General features: G+C 60.6%; 15 protein-coding genes and 2 pseudogenes. 7 read left to right on the top strand and 10 right to left on the bottom strand.

Annotated elements, in window-relative coordinates; genetic code table 11:
* Positions 1 to 204: 204 nt before the first annotated feature.
* The gene (locus B7L09_RS03225) at positions 205 to 675 is read left to right on the top strand and encodes a DUF1289 domain-containing protein (RefSeq protein WP_094467712.1); all 471 of its coding nucleotides are present in this window, start codon (positions 205 to 207) and stop codon (positions 673 to 675) included.
* A gap of 120 nt (positions 676 to 795) precedes the next feature.
* Here B7L09_RS03225 and B7L09_RS03220 read toward each other — a convergent pair whose 3' ends face one another.
* Positions 796 to 1,659: a universal stress protein UspL gene (locus B7L09_RS03220; RefSeq protein WP_094467711.1), complete on the bottom strand. Its 864-nt coding sequence runs from the start codon at positions 1,657 to 1,659 to the stop codon at positions 796 to 798.
* Between the two features lie 161 nt (positions 1,660 to 1,820).
* Here B7L09_RS03220 and B7L09_RS03215 point away from each other — a divergent pair, with 161 nt between their 5' ends.
* The 3 genes from B7L09_RS03215 to B7L09_RS03205 all read left to right on the top strand — a co-directional run bounded on the left by B7L09_RS03215 (position 1,821) and on the right by B7L09_RS03205 (position 4,601).
* A complete protein-coding gene (locus tag B7L09_RS03215) occupies positions 1,821 to 2,429 on the top strand; it encodes a MiaE family protein (RefSeq protein ID WP_094467710.1) in 609 nt (202 codons plus the stop codon).
* Between the two features lie 177 nt (positions 2,430 to 2,606).
* Positions 2,607 to 3,314, top strand: coding sequence for a response regulator (locus B7L09_RS03210; protein WP_094467709.1), 708 nt, complete (start codon positions 2,607 to 2,609; stop codon positions 3,312 to 3,314).
* Positions 3,315 to 4,601, top strand: a complete 1,287-nt coding sequence (locus B7L09_RS03205; protein WP_094467708.1) for an ATP-binding protein — start codon at positions 3,315 to 3,317, stop codon at positions 4,599 to 4,601.
* Between the two features lie 874 nt (positions 4,602 to 5,475).
* Here B7L09_RS03205 and B7L09_RS03200 read toward each other — a convergent pair.
* The 3 genes from B7L09_RS03200 to B7L09_RS03190 form a co-directional block, all read right to left on the bottom strand.
* Entirely contained in the window at positions 5,476 to 6,264 is a 789-nt protein-coding gene (locus B7L09_RS03200; protein WP_094467707.1) for a MipA/OmpV family protein, read from the bottom strand.
* A gap of 102 nt (positions 6,265 to 6,366) precedes the next feature.
* On the bottom strand, positions 6,367 to 6,855 hold the full coding sequence (locus B7L09_RS03195; protein WP_094467706.1) for a GFA family protein: 489 nt from the start codon (positions 6,853 to 6,855) through the stop codon (positions 6,367 to 6,369).
* 45 nt (positions 6,856 to 6,900) lie between these two features.
* Positions 6,901 to 7,305, bottom strand: a complete 405-nt coding sequence (locus B7L09_RS03190; RefSeq protein ID WP_094467705.1) for a PaaI family thioesterase — start codon at positions 7,303 to 7,305, stop codon at positions 6,901 to 6,903.
* Positions 7,306 to 7,561: 256 nt separating this feature from the next.
* Here B7L09_RS03190 and B7L09_RS03185 point away from each other — a divergent pair, with 256 nt between their 5' ends.
* The 3 genes from B7L09_RS03185 to B7L09_RS03175 all read left to right on the top strand — a co-directional run bounded on the left by B7L09_RS03185 (position 7,562) and on the right by B7L09_RS03175 (position 10,771).
* Positions 7,562 to 8,446, top strand: coding sequence for a LysR substrate-binding domain-containing protein (locus B7L09_RS03185; protein WP_094467713.1), 885 nt, complete (start codon positions 7,562 to 7,564; stop codon positions 8,444 to 8,446).
* A 100-nt stretch (positions 8,447 to 8,546) separates the two neighbouring features.
* Complete coding sequence (aguA, locus tag B7L09_RS03180; protein WP_094467704.1) at positions 8,547 to 9,671, top strand: agmatine deiminase; 1,125 nt, start codon at positions 8,547 to 8,549, stop codon at positions 9,669 to 9,671.
* A gap of 2 nt (positions 9,672 to 9,673) precedes the next feature.
* Positions 9,674 to 10,771: an extracellular solute-binding protein gene (locus tag B7L09_RS03175; protein WP_094467703.1), complete on the top strand. Its 1,098-nt coding sequence runs from the start codon at positions 9,674 to 9,676 to the stop codon at positions 10,769 to 10,771.
* 155 nt (positions 10,772 to 10,926) lie between these two features.
* On the opposite strand, the gene B7L09_RS03170 is transcribed toward B7L09_RS03175, so the two are convergent.
* From B7L09_RS03170 to B7L09_RS03145, 6 genes and pseudogenes are all read right to left on the bottom strand, one after another.
* Positions 10,927 to 11,544: a DNA-3-methyladenine glycosylase family protein gene (locus B7L09_RS03170; RefSeq protein WP_094467702.1), complete on the bottom strand. Its 618-nt coding sequence runs from the start codon at positions 11,542 to 11,544 to the stop codon at positions 10,927 to 10,929.
* 5 nt (positions 11,545 to 11,549) lie between these two features.
* The gene (locus B7L09_RS03165) at positions 11,550 to 12,353 is read right to left on the bottom strand and encodes an isocitrate lyase/PEP mutase family protein (RefSeq protein WP_094467701.1); all 804 of its coding nucleotides are present in this window, start codon (positions 12,351 to 12,353) and stop codon (positions 11,550 to 11,552) included.
* Between the two features lie 38 nt (positions 12,354 to 12,391).
* The gene (locus tag B7L09_RS03160; RefSeq protein WP_094467700.1) at positions 12,392 to 13,474 is read right to left on the bottom strand and encodes a bifunctional transcriptional activator/DNA repair enzyme AdaA; all 1,083 of its coding nucleotides are present in this window, start codon (positions 13,472 to 13,474) and stop codon (positions 12,392 to 12,394) included.
* Between the two features lie 64 nt (positions 13,475 to 13,538).
* Positions 13,539 to 13,661 (bottom strand): annotated as a pseudogene (locus B7L09_RS31175) (arsenical resistance protein ArsH); the annotation flags it as partial.
* A gap of 46 nt (positions 13,662 to 13,707) precedes the next feature.
* Positions 13,708 to 14,664, bottom strand: a pseudogene (locus B7L09_RS03150) (DMT family transporter); the annotation flags it as partial.
* A 156-nt stretch (positions 14,665 to 14,820) separates the two neighbouring features.
* On the bottom strand, positions 14,821 to 15,441 hold the full coding sequence (locus tag B7L09_RS03145) for a LysE family translocator (protein WP_094467697.1): 621 nt from the start codon (positions 15,439 to 15,441) through the stop codon (positions 14,821 to 14,823).
* Positions 15,442 to 15,864 lie beyond the last annotated feature (423 nt).

The raw sequence follows: 15,864 nt of genomic DNA, 5'->3' as shown, positions 1-15,864 counted from the left end.
CGCCAACACCGTTCTGAAGGAACGACTGTGCTCGTGACGCTTTGAAAACAGCTTCCAGCGGATTATTGGCGCCTTACAAGGCCGGATGATTCTACGGCAAAAAAAATATAAAGGTAAGTTAGCCCCTCAAGATTGANGGGTGATCAATGTTAGACAAAGGGCTAACATGCCGGCCTGTTCTGCTTTCCCGTGTTCCCCTGACCTATGCCCAATCAGACCATCAAGACCCCCTGCGTCGGCCTCTGCTCCACTGTTTACGGTGATCTGGTGTGCCGTGGCTGCAAGCGTTTCCACCATGAAGTGATCAACTGGAATGGTTACAACGAGGAGGAAAAGCGCGCAGTGTGGCTGCGTCTTGAGCAGCTGTTGTCCCAAGTGATGGCCAGCAAGCTGGAAATCTTCGATCCCCAGCGCCTGCGCTTGCAACTGGAGCAGCGCAAGATCCGCTTTGTGCCGCATCAATCCGAGTATTGCTGGGCTTATCAGCTGATCGCCCGTGGTGCGCGGGTGATCAACAATCTGGAAGCCTACGGGATGGTGTTGATGCCGGAGTTTCGCGACTGGAACCTGCCGGAATTGCGTGACGCCATTGATCGGGAATTCTTTTTGCTCTCTGAGGCGCATTATCAGCGCTACATTGCGCCCGGTTTCCTCCGGGATGCGTTCGGTGGCTGAAAAGCATCGCGGGCAAGCCACGCTCCCACAGGGTTTGTGTCTTGCACGATGGTTGTGATCGACAAAAAACTGTGGGAGCGTGGCTTGCCCGCGAAGGCGATCTACCAGGCACCGCCCATCTCAATGCTGAGTCACAATCTCCTCCAGATGATCCATGATCGTATCCGGCTTCAGCACCAGCACATCGCCTTCCACCGCATCCAGCACCACTTCCGCCGTATTGCCGATCAACGCCCCTGAAAACCCGNTCCGTGCCACGGTACCTATCACCGTCACCGCCGCCTGAAGCTTGTGCACCATGAACGGAATCAACACATCGGCCGGACCTTCTTCGATATGCAGGTGCGCGTCATCCACGTCGAACTCGGCCTGGAACGCCTTGCACTGCTCGCGATAGCGCGCCTCAATGGTTTCCTTGAGCTGGAATGTGGGATCTGCCGCCGACAACATCGGCGACGGATGGGCGCTGATCACGTGCAGATGGGCCTTGGCGAGGCTGGCGATGTCGTAACCGTGATCGACGATCGTGGCGTGCAACGTGCGGTGCTCGCCATCGGTATTGCCGACGTCAATGGCCGCGAGAATGACCCCGCCGGTCCACGGTTTCGAGGTTTTGACGAGCAGCACCGGCGTCGGGCAATAACGCAGCAGTTTCCAGTCCGCCGGCGTCAGCAGGGCCTTTTTCAGCGGGCTGTCCGCGAAATGTTGCTTGACCACCAGGCCACAGCCCTCGGCCTGCTGCACATCGATGATGGTTTCGTGCAGGCTCTCATTCCAGGCCTGCTCGGTGGTAACGCTATAACCGTCCTCCAGCAGCGCCGCCTTGAGCACGCCCAACATGCCGCTATGGTCATGCTTGCGATCGCACACCAGCAGATGCAGATGAGCCTGGGTCACGCCAGCGATCAGTTTGGCCCGTTTGAGCGCCAGGCTTTCCGAGTGTTCGGGTTCGATGACCACCAGGATGCTGCGAATGGCTTGCATGATCGGGATCTCCAGGAAGGTAAAAAATACTGCGTTGGACAACTATAGTTGTTCGCCGCCAACCCGGTACTTGATGCATATCAACGGCGGCGACTGGTGGTCTGGCGGCAGGCCGGTATAATCGGCGCCCTTCGATTCAGACCTTTTATTCCGTGAGCCCCATGANCCTGCCCGAAATCCACGAATTCCTCGGCTGCCGCACCCCCGACGCCTGGGTCCAGGCCGCGTTGGCCGATCAGGAAACCCTGCTGATCGACCACAAGAACTGCGAATTCAAAGCTGCCAGTACCGCCTTGAGCCTGATCGCCAAGTACCACGCCCATGTTGACCTGATCACTATGATGTCGCGCCTGGCCCGCGAAGAACTGGTGCACCACGAACAAGTGATGCGCCTGATCAAAAAGCGCAAGATCGAGCTGCGCCAACTGCACGCCGGCCGTTATGCCTCGGGTTTGCGCAAAGTGGTGCGCAGCCACGAGCCGGTCAAGCTGGTGGATACGCTGGTGGTCGGCGCGTTTATCGAAGCCCGCAGCTGCGAGCGTTTCGAGGCGCTGGTGCCGCATCTGGACGAAGAACTGGGCAAGTTCTATTTCGGCTTGCTGAAAAGCGAAGCGCGGCATTTCCAGGGTTACCTGAAACTGGCTTACCAGTACGGCGACGCCAAGGACATTACCCAGGTCATTGACCGGGTCCGCGCCGCCGAGCAGGAATTGATCGAGTCGCCGGACGTGGAGTTCCGTTTTCACAGCGGTGTCCCGGCAGCGGCGTGATCCGCCGTCCGCACGTTGCAATCTTTTGCGACTGAATTGTTAAAAACTCTTAAGAGTATGAAAGATCACTGAAAACCGGCCCCCGAGGCCGGTTTTTGCTGCCCGTCATCACCGTCCCGTCACCGATTGGCGCCATAATGCCGCCCCACTTCACACAAGGGTTGGCAGACGGTCGTTATGGATAACCTGGGTTTTGGCAAAGTATTGCTGGTGGAAGACGACGAGAAGCTCGCCGGGCTGATCGCGCATTTCCTGTCACAACANGGTTTCGAGGTGCGCGTTGTGCACCGAGGCGATCAGGCCCTGGCGGCATTCCTCGACTTCAAGCCGAAGATCGTCGTGCTCGACCTGATGTTGCCCGGCCAGAGCGGCCTGCACGTGTGCCGCGAGATTCGTAATGTATCCGACACGCCCATCGTGATCCTGACCGCCAAGGAAGATGACCTGGACCATATTCTGGGCCTGGAGTCCGGGGCCGACGACTATGTGATCAAACCGATCAAACCGCCAGTGCTGCTGGCCCGCCTGCGTGCGTTGCAACGGCGTCAGGCGCCGGACAGCAGCGTGTGCAGCGCCCTGGAGTTCGGCAACCTGAGCATCGACCGCAGCTGTCGCGAAGTGCGGTTGGCGGGGGAGGTCATCGAAATGACCACCATGGAATTCGAACTGCTGTGGTTGCTGGCCAGTGCCGCCGGCAAGATTCTGTCCCGCGACGACATCCTCAACCGCATGCGCGGTATTGCGTTTGATGGCCTCAACCGCAGCGTCGACGTTTACATCAGCAAATTGCGCGGCAAGCTCAACGACAATCCTCGTGAGCCGGTGTGCATCAAGACTATTTGGGGCAAGGGTTACCTGTTCAATCCGTTTGCGTGGGAGCTGTAAATGCTGCGGTTATTTCTTGGGCTGTTTCTGGTGATGACAGTCGGCCTGGTACTGGGGTTGCAAACGGTCGAGCGCACGTTCGATGCACTTCTCGATGGTCAGATGCAGAGCTACAACCGCGAGGCGGTGCGTGGCCAGGCCTGGTCGCTGGCCGAGCAGTTACGCGATCTGGACAGCTCGGACCGGGAGCGCGAACTGGAAGCGGTGCGCCCGCACTATGGCTTGGGCCTGACGCTGGTCGAGAGCAGTCAACTGTCCCTGACCGATCAGGAAAAAGCCGAGTTGGCCCAAGGGCTGCTGGTGATTCGCGACAAGTACACGCAGTTCATTTCACGCATTGACGAGGGTTCGCAGTTGCTCAGCATCAAGCTGCCGGCCGAGCCCAGCCTGATGCCGTTCTACATTGCCGCGGCGTATCTGATGATCGCGGTGATGATCGGTTTCGTGTTGATGTTCTGGGTCCGCCCGCATTGGCGAGACCTGGAGAAACTGCGGCTGGCGGCCGAACGTTTTGGCGATAACGACCTGTCGTCGCGGATCCAGCTGTCCAAACGCTCGAACATTCGTGACCTGTCCGGGCACTTCAACCTGATGGCGGCGCGCATCGAAGGCTTGATCGCCAATCAGCGTGAACTGACCAACGCCGTCTCCCACGAGTTGCGCACGCCGATTGCGCGCTTGTCGTTCGAACTCGATCAGCTCAAGCAACAACCCGATCCGACCCAGAACCGCGAACTGATTGCCGACATGTACGCCGACCTAGGGGAACTCGAGGAAATGGTTTCTGAACTGCTGACCTACGCCAGCCTTGAGCGCGGCGCCACGGTCATCACCCGGGAAAACATCCAGGCCAACAGTTGGCTGGACAGCGTGGTCGGCAGCGTGGCCCTGGAGGCCGAGGCTGCCGGGGTGCAGTTGTTGATTGTCGAGTGTCAGGTCGACGAGGTTCGTATCGAACCGCGGTTCATGGCCCGGGCGGTGATCAACCTGCTGCGCAATGCCATTCGCTATGCCGATGAGCGGGTGGAGGTGTCGTTGGTCCGTACCGGTGATCGCTACGAAGTGCGAGTCAACGATGATGGGCCGGGTGTGCCGGTGGACGGGCGCGAGAAAATCTTCGAACCGTTCTCGCGCCTCGACGCCAGCCGTGATCGCCGCACGGGCGGGTTTGGTTTGGGGCTGGCATTGGTGCGGCGGGTATCGCAATCCCATGGCGGGCAGGTGGAAGTCGGGGATTCGCCTTGGGGTGGGGCGTCGTTTCGCATGACGTGGGCGCATCAGGATTAATGATGTGTTTCTCGCGGGCCCCATCGCGGGCAAGCCACGCTCCCACAGTTTTTATGTCGTAAACATAATTTGTATACGACTCGGTCCTGTGGGAGCGGGCTTGCCCGCGAAGAGGCCCTCAGCAACGACCTGCCCATCCACCGAAGTCTCCCACAGGGGAATGCATTCCAAGTGTAGGAGTGAGCCTGCTCGCGATGGGGCCATCCGCAACACCGAAGAGCTAAAAAGCGTACACCACCTGCCCACCCACCGAAGTCTCCCAAAGGGGAATGCATTCCAAGTGTAGGAGCGAGCCTGCTCGCGACGAGGCCATCTGCAACACCGAAGAGCTAAAAGGCTTACACCACCTGCCCACCCACCGAAGTCTCCCAAAGGGGAATGCATTCCAAGTGTAGGAGTGAGCCTGCTCGCGATGAGGCCATCCGCAACACCGAACAGCTAAAAGGTGTACACCACCTGCCCACCCACCGAAGTCTCCCAAAGGGGAATGCATTCCAAGTGTAGGAGTAAGCCTGCTCGCGATGAGGCCTCCGCAACACCGAAGAGCTAAAAGGCGTACACCACCTGCCCAGCCACCGAAGTCTCCCACAGGGGAATGCATTCCAAGTGTAGGAGTGAGCCTGCTCACGATGGGGCCATCCGCAACACCGAAGAGCTAAAAAGCGTACACCACCTGCCCACCCACCGAAGTCTCCCACAGGGGAATGCATTCCAAGTGTAGGAGTGAGCCTGCTCGCGATGAGGTCATCCGCAACACCGAAGCGCTAAAAGGCCCACGCTCCCACAGTTTTTATGTCGTAAACATAATTTGTATACGACTCGGTCCTGTGGGAGCGGGCTTGCCCGCGAAGAGGCCCTCAGCAACACCGCATTGTCAGAAGGTGTACACAAGCTGCCCAGCCAGAGATGCCTGCATCCGCCGCTCGACAATCGGGCTGTCCGCCGCATCACCCGCCAGATACTGCACGGCCAGCATCGTCGACACACTCCACTGATCATCAATCGGCATCAACCAGGTCAACTCCGCCCCGCGACTCACCAGCCCGCCATGAGTGTCATGCGCCCTGAACTGGCTGCGCGAAGCCTGGGCGGCGCTGACTCCATACCAGGTGCGCACGTAATGACTGTCACCAAACTGACTGTTCAGACTGCCCACGAGCTTGCCGTAGTCACCCTGATAAAACGGTGCGCTGATGCTCAGCTTCAGGCGATTCCAGGCCGAGCCGGTATCGTGATCGTCATCGTCCTTTTCCAGCGCATGCTCAAAACTGGCACCGAGAATGATCGGGCCCATGTGGTAAGTGCCGTCCAGACCCAGCGCCGGCCGCGCCTTGATCGAACCCATGCCGCTGAGCTCGTCCGAGCCTTTGAAACCGGTCTTGCGATCCTTGCGCACATCGCTTGCGCCGATGTACACGCTCAGGCCGAAGTCGTCTTCATCAAACGCCCAGCCCAATCCCTTTTCCGTGTCCAGAAAGAGGCCATAGGGGCTGACCACCTTGGCGCCCAGCAGCGGCGCCACCACGCGCTCGTCGCTGCCGCTGTAACGCGGCACGCTGGCGGCACCGGCGCGCAAGGTGTATTGCCAGTCTTCAGCGCGTAATGAGTCGGCGGGAAGCAGCAGGCAAAACGAAGTCAACGACAGACACAGCGAACGTAACATGGGAGCACCCGAGGGGAGGTTGGATGCGCCCATGCTAGGCGGCTGCCGGCCGGCAATCTTTGAGAGCTTTGTCGGGAAACTGTCAAAGACTGTGAAGCGGCTTTAGCGGCTCAAACCCAGGCGTTCATGCCATTGGGCGATGGACTCCTCGGGGTAGACGTCGAATTGCTGGTCTGCAGGATGCGCATCAACTTCCACCCACGGCGCCTTGGAGCCGAGCATCAAGTGCGTGTGTTCCGGTGGCACCGGCAATGGCGTGTCGATGGCCGAGGCAAACGGATGGATCAGCTCAGGCCACTCAGGGCTGAACAGCCACAACCCTGACCCGCAAAGGCTGCAGAAATGCCGTTCGGCGCTGCTGCTGTGGGCACGTTTGTCGCCTTCGTCCTTGAGTCGTGCGTGATAAATCGCGATGTGCTTGCGGCCGCGAACTTTCAGGCTCTGGGCATCGCCGCCNAGGTTGATCGCATAACCGCCGCCGCCCTGGGTCTTGCGGCAGATCGAGCAGTAGCAGCGTTGGTAGGGGTAGGGGTGCTGGCTGTTCAAACTGAACGACACAGCGCCGCAATGGCAGGCACCTTCGAGCTGCATGGGAACCTCCGACGAGGGTTGGTTTATCCCTGACAGCCTAGACCGTCAGCGAACGTCAACCGGCACCAGAATCGCATCGCCGGTCGCCACTAGTTTCAGCTGGTCGCCGGTTTGCGCGAACAACTCGGCGCGGGCGAACACCTGCTTCTTGCCAGCTTTTACCACCCGGCCCCTCGCGATGAACACTTCACCGACGGCGGGTGCCAGGCAGTTGACTGAAAAGTGCGAAGCCAGCACGTTGCCAGCGACCGTCCCGGCGGCGAATCCGCAGGCCGTGTCGAGCAGCGCGCCAATCAGGCCGGCGTGCAGGAAACCGGCATATTGCGCCATGTCAGCCTCGCGAAAAGCCAGGGTCAGCTCGGCTTCACCGTTTGCGGCTGCGGTCACTTCGAAGCCGGCCCAGCGGTTGAAGGCTGAGGTTGAATTGATGTGTTTGAGTGCGTCGAGCATGGCGAATCCCTCCGGTTGAGACACCAACATGCGCCGGGTTTTGAGGGATGTCATGGTGGATAAGGGCGGGTGATGGAGTGCAGGTTTTTTGGTGACTGTGCNGGCCTCATCGCGGGCAAGCCCGCTCCCACATTTGATCTGTGAATACATTCAAATGTGGGAGCNGGCTTGCCTGCGATGAACGATAAAGCGGTCTCACTGGACGCCCACCCATGGCCAAGGCAGCATGGTCGCCTTCACCACCGGGGCTGAATTCATGCGACGACTGCCTTCACTAGCAGCACTCAGAACCTTCGAATGCGCTGCCCGCCACGCCCATTTCGGTCGGGCCGCCGCCGAGCTGTGCGTCACCGACAGCGCCGTCAGCCATCAGATCCGCCAGCTCGAAGAGCACTTGGGCGTCTCTTTGTTCATTCGCGAAGGCCGGCAAATCCGCCCGACCATGGCCGCGGGCCGTTTGATGCAAAGCCTGCAGCACGCCTTCGAACTGATCGGCGAAGCCTGCGATGAATTGCGCGACCCGTCGTCACTGGCGGTGTTGCGCCTGGCGGTCACCGCCGAGCTGGCGCAAAAGTGGCTGATGAGTCGGCTCACGGACTTCTACGCGCGCTATCCGCACATCACCCTGCACCTTTACGAACAACCGATTGACGCCACGGCGCCGGGGGAAGACATCGACCTGGCAATCACTTACGGCACGGGCCCGGTCGACAGCAGCGCGTACTTCGTCCGACCCTTGCCGGCGCTGCAATTCTTCCCGGTGTGCAGCCCCGGCCTGTTCAACCAGGGCACTCTGAAAACCCCGAAAGACCTGACGCGCCATTGCCTGCTCCACGACGATCAGGACGGCAAGACCTGGACCGCGTGGCTCACCAGTCATGCCGGCGATCAGCGTCCCGAGCGGCAACTGTATTTCGCCCACGCGGGCCTGGCGCTCGAAGCGGCGGCGCAAGGGCAGGGCGTGGCCATGGGCGACAATCTGACGGCTCAGGAAGACTTGCTCAGCGGTCGTCTGGTCCGGCCGTTCACCGCCAGCATGACCGCGCTCGGGCAATATGCGCTGGTGTGCGAGCGAGTGCGCCTGGAGCGTCCGGCCGTGGCGCAGATGCTGGAATGGTTCAACGATCAGCTGATCGATTGATGAGTTGAATTCAAGTATTCCGAAATAATCATCGTTGGCGAGGAGGGCGCTGACGACCTTAGCCTGTGGTCATTCCAATCCCCGCTGATGAGGTCTGACCATGGCACGTTTGCTCGATTCCACCCCGAAACTCGACGGCTTCCGCCTGCCCGGCGAATTCGAAACCAAGGCCGGTTGCTGGCTCGGCTGGCCGGAACGTACCGACGTCTGGCGCAACGGGGCCAAGCCTGCGCAGAAAGTCTGGGTGCAAATCGTCACCGCCATTGCCCAGAGTGAACCCGTGACGGTGTGTGCTTCCGCCGCGCAATTCGCCACCGCCCGCCGCCAGTTGCCGCCTCAGGTCCGGGTGGTGGAAATGACCTGCAACGACACCTGGTTCCGCGACAGTGGCCCGTGCTTTGTGGTCAACGACGACAGCGGTGAAGTGCGCGGCGTCGACTTCGAGTTCAACGCCTATGGCGGTCTCGACGGCGGCTTGTACTACCCGTGGGACAAAGACGATCAGATCGCCAGCAAGATCCTCGAAATCGAGCGTTTCGACCGTTATCGCGCGCCGTTGATTGCCGAACTGGGCGGGATCCAGAGCGACGGCCAGGGCAGCATCCTCACCACCGAGCAATGCCTGCTCAACCGCAATCGCAACCAGCATCTCGGTAAGGATGAAGTCACTCTCCGCCTGACCGATTACCTCGGCGCCGAGCAAATCATCTGGCTGCCACGGGGTTGCAAGTTCGACGAAACCGACGGCCACGTCGACGATCTCGCTTGTTTCGTGCGCCCCGGCGAAGTGGTGCTGCAATGGACCGACAATCGAGATGACCCGCAGTGGGAGATCTATCAAGAGGCCTACGACATTCTGCGCAGCACCCGTGACAGCCGTGGTCGCGAGTTGATCGTGCACAAGCTGCCGCAACCGGATGTGCTGGAATGGACCGCTGAAGAAGCCGAAGGCCTGGACCAGCAAGACAGCACCCATACCCGTCAGGCCGGGACTCAAATCTGTGCGTCGTACATCAACTACTACGCCGGCAACAGCTCGATCGTGGTGCCGCTGTTTGGTGATCGCAACGATCAGGCGGCGCAGGCAACCCTGGCGGAATTGTTCCCGCAGCACAAAATCGTCGGCATCGAAAACTCCCGGGAGATCCTCCTCGGTGGCGGCAACGTCGCCTGCATCACCATGCCGCAATACGCCGCCCCCGCCAGTAACAGGAAGGGAGTTTAAATATGGGCCTGCACAAACTGACTCAAGCAGTATTGCTGGTGCTTGCACCCTTGTGTGTGCAGGCCGCAGACACCGCGAAACCGGTGGTGAACCTGTACATCTGGGGCGAGTACCTGGCCCCGGATACCCTGACCAATTTCGAGAAGAAAACCGGCATTCAGGTGGTGGCCGATCACTTCGACTCGCTGGAAACCGTCGAGACCAAACTGCTGACCGGCCGCAGCGGGTATGACCTGGTGCTGACGGCGGGGCAGCACCTGTCCCGGGCGATCCAGAGCGGGGCGATTCAAACACTGAACCTGCAACGGCTGCCGCACTTTGCCGGTGTCGGCGAGGAGTTCCGCCAGCACATGGCGGCGTTCGATCCGGGCAATCGTTACGCCGGGATCTACGCTTGGGGCACCACCGGCGTCGGCTATCAGGAAGAGGCGATCAAACAGCGTTTGCCCGACGCACCTCGGGACAGTTGGGCGATGCTGTTCGACCCGGCGGTGGTGTCGAAATTTGCCGATTGCGGGGTCAGCCTGCTCAATGATCCGAACGAGGTGTTTGCCGCAGTCATGAAGTACATGGGCCTGGACATCAACCGCCAGAACCTCGATGACCTGAAACTGGCCGAGCAACAATTGGCGAAGATCAGGCCCTACATCCGCTACTTCGACAATGACCTGAACATCAGCGACCTGGCCAACGGCAATACCTGCGTGGCGATGTCGTGGAACGGCAACGTGGCCATCGCGGCCGGGCAGGCCGAGGCGGCGAACAAACCGTTCAAGCTCAGTTACCGGATCCCGAAGGAGGGCACGTTGATCTGGTTTGATGCCATGGTCATTCCCAAGGATGCACCGCACCCCGAGGCCGGGCTGGCGTTGATGGACTACCTGATGACCCCCGAAGTGATTGCGCCGATCACCGACACCATTCACTACGCCAATGCGATTACGGCGGCGGACGGGTTGATTGATCCGGCGATTCGTAATGATCCGGGGACGTATCCGTCGGCGCAGGTGAGAGCCTCGTTGTATAGCAAGAATGACAATGGCAAGGCGTTCAACCGCGCGCTGATTCGGGCGTTTAGTCGGTTGAAATCCGGGTTGTGAGCGGCTTTGAGTGATGCAGTGAATGGGCAATCGTCATCGCGGGCAAGCGTCATCGCGGGCAAGCCCGCTCCCACAGGTTATGAGTCGGGCAACAGATGCTCGTACACAAAAAACCTTGTGGGAGCGAGCTTGCCCGCGATGAACGATAACGCCGTCTACTTGCCGGTCATCCGCCACAAATACCACGAAGCCACCGTCCGATACGGACGCCACGCCAAGCCAATCTCAACCATCTGCTTACGCGTCGGTTGCACCTCCAGGCCCTTCAACCGGCGATACCCCTCACGCACCCCGAAGTCATCCGCCGGCAAAATATCCGGGCGATCCAGGCTGTAGATCAGCAGCATCTCGACCGTCCAGCGCCCAACCCCGCGCAAGGTGATTAACCGCTCGATCAGCGTCTCATCGTCCATCGCCAGTGCCGTGGCGTAATCCGGCACCACACCGTCCAGAGCCGCCTGCGCAATCCCTTGAATGGTCGCGATCTTGCCCGCGGAAAACCCGCAACTGCGCAGTGGATCAAAGCCGGTCGCCAGAATCTGCTCAGGCCTTGGAAATGTCGTCGACGGAAACAACGCCAGCAGCCGGCCGACAATCGCATCCCCGGCCTTGGCGTGCAGTTGCTGATAGGCAATCGCCCGCACCAGCGATTCATAAGGATCGCGAGCTGCGTGGGGCTCATGCAGGCAGGGGCCAACGGCGGCGATGTGGCGCCGCCAGTCGTCATCGATGGAAGATAGAAACTCGGTCGCGGGCAGGTAGGGATCGGGCATGACGATCAAGTGTTCCCGGCAGGTTTCAGCAGGGCATTGATTTCCCCATACGTGAAGGCCTTGAGGTGGCTGCTGTCGAGCTTGCCGGTCTCCAGGAAACCTTTGGCCAGGCACGCCATCGCACCATAAAGAAACTCGGCGATGCCCGAACCGGCACTCAGGCGCCGCACGCCGAGCGCTTGCAGCGCTTCAGGCGACGGCAATCCTGGCAGCCCGAGCACGTTCACCGGCAACGGTGTGCCCTGGCACAGCGCAGCGATCTCATACTCCGCCGTGACGCCCGCCGCAAACAGCCCATCAGCCCCCGCCGCCTGATACAACGCAGCGCGCTTCAGCGTTTCGGCGACGCGATCTTCGGCAGGCACCAGGCCCCTGAGGTAAACGTCGGTGCGGGCATTGATGAACAGCTTCACCTGGCGCCGATCGGCCACCTGCCGGGCGACTTCGATCTTGCGCACCAGCAGCTCTGGCGCAGAGGCACCGTCCTCGATATTGATCCCCACCGCACCGGCCGCGATCACCGCATCAACGACTTCGGCCACCCGCGTCAGGTCATCGGAATAACCGGCCTCGATGTCGACGGTCAACGGCATCGAGATCACCCGGGCGATGGATTCCACGGTCGATATCAGGCGTTCGAGGGGCAGGGCATTGCCGTCCGCATACCCGTGCGCCCAGGCCACCGCCGCGCTGCTGGTGGCCACGGCTTTGCAGCCCAGTTGCTCGACGATGCGCGCCCCGGTGGCGTCGGCGACGTTGGTCAGAATCAACAAGCCGTCGTGGTGCAGTTGATGAAATTGAGTGTCCATCGAATGTCCTTCCTTATGACTTTGCAGAAATCAGGGGATCAGAATGCGAGTTGTTCGGTCACCTGCACGGCGGCTTTTTCCAGCCGGAGCAAAAAAGCCTTGCGTGGTTGCCCTCCACCATAGCCCGTCAACGAGCCGTCTGCACCGATCACCCGGTGGCAGGGCAACACAATCGAAAGACGGTTATGCCCGTTGGCCAGGCCCACGGCGCGACTGGCGCCGGGCTTACCCAGTGTCGCGGCGATGGTGCCGTAGGTGCTGGTCTGGCCGTAGGGGATCTTCGCCAGTTCAGCCCAGACCTGCCGCGCAAATTCGCTGCCGGGCAAGTGCAGGGCAACGGTGAACTCGGTGAGTTTTCCGGCGAAATACTGCGCCAGCTCGGCTTCAATCTGCTGCAAATGCGCGTTGTGCCCCGGTGCTACGGCATAGCCATAACGGTTCTGCAATTCTTCGACTTCCCGGGTGAGCGCCGGTCGATCCAGAAACTCCAGCAACACCAGCCCACGGCGTTCGGCCATGGCAATCATCGGCCCCAGCGGCGTGGTCAGGCGCGTGAACAACAGCGGCTCACTGTTGGCCACGCGGCCCGGCGTGATGTGAAAGGATTTTTGAAACGCATCGCGAAAACCGCTCAGGGATTCGTAGCCCGAGTCGAACGCCGCGTTGTCGATGGAATCGCCCTGTTTGATACCGCCCAGCGCCATGCCCAGGCGACGAGTGCGCATCCAGGCGTGGAAGGTCATGCCGAAATGCTGCTTGAACCAGCGACGCAGTTTCAGCGGCTCGATGCCCTCGGCCACGAGCTGGGCATCGGTCCAGCGCAGGTCGGGATCGTTGTCGACCGACTTGAGCAACGCCTGCACCCAGTCCGGCGCAATGGCCGCGGCGTCCAGCGGTTTGCAACGCAGGCACGCGCGGTAGCCCGCCGACATGCACTCATCGGCGTGAGCGAAGAACTCGACATTCTCCGGCTTGGGCTTGCGCGCCGTGCAACTGGGGCGGCAGAAGATCCCGGTGGTCTTGACCGCAGTAAAGAACACCCCCTCGTAGGCGGTGTCTCGTTCGAGCATGGCGCGAACCATCTCGGCGTGGGGCGGAAGCAAAGCGTTTTGTAGGTTCATGGGCTGAGCATAAGACGCGTTGACCGTCGCCTCCACCGGAAAATCGACAGGGAATTTCGCTGACTCAGATCGAACGTTGATTGACCCGCTTCGACAGCTCTTCGGCGCTCTCTTTGCGTTCCGAATAACGGTCCACCAGAAAATCCTCGCGGCCACGCACCAGCAATGTGAATTTCATCAAGTCTTTGTTATAGCCATTTCTCATAATGTCCGGCCGCCCAGCCGTCAGTGCATCAATGCCTGTGCCGATGATGCACATCCGGAAAATGCGCATGGCTATGCCTCATCGGGCTATGAACATGCACATGACTATGCGGCTGCGCCGGGTCCCATTCAAACCCATGCTCATGTTGATGATGCTCGTCATGCACGTGCCGATGCCCATGCTCCGTCGCCTCGTGCAGATGCTCATGCGCATGCCGCTCCGTCAGGTGCAGCCACACACCTACGGCCATCAGCGCCGACGCAATCCAGAACGCCATAGTCACCGACTCGCCCATCACCAGCAAGGCAACTGCGGCACCGAGGAACGGCGCCGTCGAAAAGTAGGCGCCGGTGCGCGCACTGCCCAGACCGCGCAATGCCAGCACGAACATGACCAGGCTGATGCCATACCCCAGAAAGCCAACCAACAAGATAGGCGCCAGCTGCGTGATGTGCGGCAGTTTTGCCCCCAGCATCAACGCCAGCGAGCAGTTCACCAACCCTGCGGCCAGCCCCTTGATCCCGGCAATGAACACGGCATCCGAGGCCGACACCTTGCGCGTGAGGTTGTTATCGATCGCCCAACAGGCGCAGGCCAGTGCGACCGCCAGTGGCCCGATCCAGCCTTGTGGCTGAGCCGAATCGTGCGGCCACGCCAGCAGCAATCCACCCGCGACAATGGCCAGCATCCCGGCGACGATGCGTCGGTCTGCATTTTCCTTGAACACGACCCACGCCAACACGGCAGTCAGTACCGCTTCGAGGTTGAGCATCAGCGAGGCCGTGGCGCCGGAGGTCAGGGTCAAACCAAACATCAGCGCCACCGGCCCCAGCACGCCGCCAAACACGATGGCACCGATCAGCCAGGGCCATTCAGACGCTTTCAGGCCGCTGGGCTGCCAGCCCCGGTCGCGGATCAGCCTGACGAGGGTCAAGCCCAGCCCGCTGCCCAGATACAGCAATCCAGCCAGCAGGATCGGTGAGAGGTCCNCNNNNCGATCTGGATGCTTGCTCGTTCCGCAGTTGTCAGATGTCCCAATGGGCCAGCTCCTCTAGTTCTGCGTCGAACGTATGCAGTGATGTGACTGCGCCATTTCCGCACCGCAGTTTGAACCTGCGCAGCATCCGGTCAACCCTGGTACTCACGCACGGCGCGCCATCAACAGCACCGAAGCCGCCGCCGACAACAACCCCGCGCAGCAACGGTTGAATATCCGCTTGCCGCGAGGCTCGGCAAACCAGCGGCGCATATGCAGGCCCATATAGGCGTAGGCGCTGATGGCGATCCATTCCAGCATCAGGAACAACGCGCCGAGCAGTGCGAATTGCGGCGTNANCGAGCGGGTCGGGTCNACGAACTGCGGCAGGAANGCGGTGAAGATCAGGATCGCCTTGGGGTTGCCGGCCGCCACCAGAAACTCCTGCCGCGCCAACGCCAATACCCCAACCGATGCGCCCGTCACTGGTTTCTCGGCCCCCGGATCGGCGCGCCACAATTGCCACGCCAGGTAAAACAAATACGCCGCGCCGACAATCTTGATGCCGTAGAACAGCAACTCAGACGTTTGCAGCACCACCGCCAACCCGGCGGACGCCAGGGCAATCATCCCGGCAAACGCCAACAACCGCCCGATCCCGGCCACGCAGGAGATGCGGTAGCCGTAACGGGTCGAGTTGCTGACCGACAGCAGATTATTCGGGCCTGGCGCCATGTTCAGGGCGAAGCAGGCGGGGAGAAACAGCGTAAGCGTGGCGAGGTCCATGACAGGTCTCCGGTAACGATCGCGGTATTTTTATCATGGACGGCGGGGGGCTTTCCCCGTACAGCGGTGGACGCAAGTCGCCGTACACTTTTGTTGCTCGTGGTGAGGTTGCGTCCGTTCATTCAACAGGTTTTGAGAGCGCTTGTTTAAGCGTCATCGGGTTTACTTCCTGAAAGCTACAAATCCTTGCGCCGTTGCCTACGGCTGCGCCAGAATCCGCCGGCTTGTGCGCCTTGGGCCTGGGCTCTATCGTTTCCGGGTCGCTGCCAATTCAGCGTCCGGATTTGACCGTCCGACTCAATCAAGGCGCACCAGTGTCCAAAAAAAGCTTCGGCTTTTTTGCGGTGGCTGTGCGCGGGATACCTTCGGGTATGCCGGATTCCTTGATTNCCGGTCGGTCAACCCGCGTACAGCTGCCACCTC

Source organism: Pseudomonas mandelii, assembly GCF_002251635.1.
GTDB classification, from domain to species: Bacteria; Pseudomonadota; Gammaproteobacteria; order Pseudomonadales; family Pseudomonadaceae; genus Aquipseudomonas; species Aquipseudomonas mandelii_B.
The sequence above is the reverse complement of the archived record's forward strand: the minus strand, read 5'-3'. Positions and strand labels throughout refer to the sequence as shown.

What these genes read in the sequence shown, in the direction of transcription:
- B7L09_RS03225 (WP_094467712.1), top strand. Translation starts at nt 205, where the DNA reads ATGCCCAATCAGACCATCAAGACCCCCTGCGTCGGCCTCTGCTCCACT.
- B7L09_RS03205 (WP_094467708.1), top strand. Translation starts at nt 3,315, where the DNA reads ATGCTGCGGTTATTTCTTGGGCTGTTTCTGGTGATGACAGTCGGCCTG.
- B7L09_RS03200 (WP_094467707.1), bottom strand. Translation starts at nt 6,264, where the DNA reads ATGTTACGTTCGCTGTGTCTGTCGTTGACTTCGTTTTGCCTGCTGCTT.
- B7L09_RS03190 (WP_094467705.1), bottom strand. Translation starts at nt 7,305, where the DNA reads ATGCTCGACGCACTCAAACACATCAATTCAACCTCAGCCTTCAACCGC.
- B7L09_RS03185 (WP_094467713.1), top strand. Translation starts at nt 7,562, where the DNA reads ATGCGACGACTGCCTTCACTAGCAGCACTCAGAACCTTCGAATGCGCT.
- aguA (WP_094467704.1), top strand. Translation starts at nt 8,547, where the DNA reads ATGGCACGTTTGCTCGATTCCACCCCGAAACTCGACGGCTTCCGCCTG.
- B7L09_RS03175 (WP_094467703.1), top strand. Translation starts at nt 9,674, where the DNA reads ATGGGCCTGCACAAACTGACTCAAGCAGTATTGCTGGTGCTTGCACCC.
- B7L09_RS03170 (WP_094467702.1), bottom strand. Translation starts at nt 11,544, where the DNA reads ATGCCCGATCCCTACCTGCCCGCGACCGAGTTTCTATCTTCCATCGAT.
- B7L09_RS03165 (WP_094467701.1), bottom strand. Translation starts at nt 12,353, where the DNA reads ATGGACACTCAATTTCATCAACTGCACCACGACGGCTTGTTGATTCTG.
- B7L09_RS03160 (WP_094467700.1), bottom strand. Translation starts at nt 13,474, where the DNA reads ATGAACCTACAAAACGCTTTGCTTCCGCCCCACGCCGAGATGGTTCGC.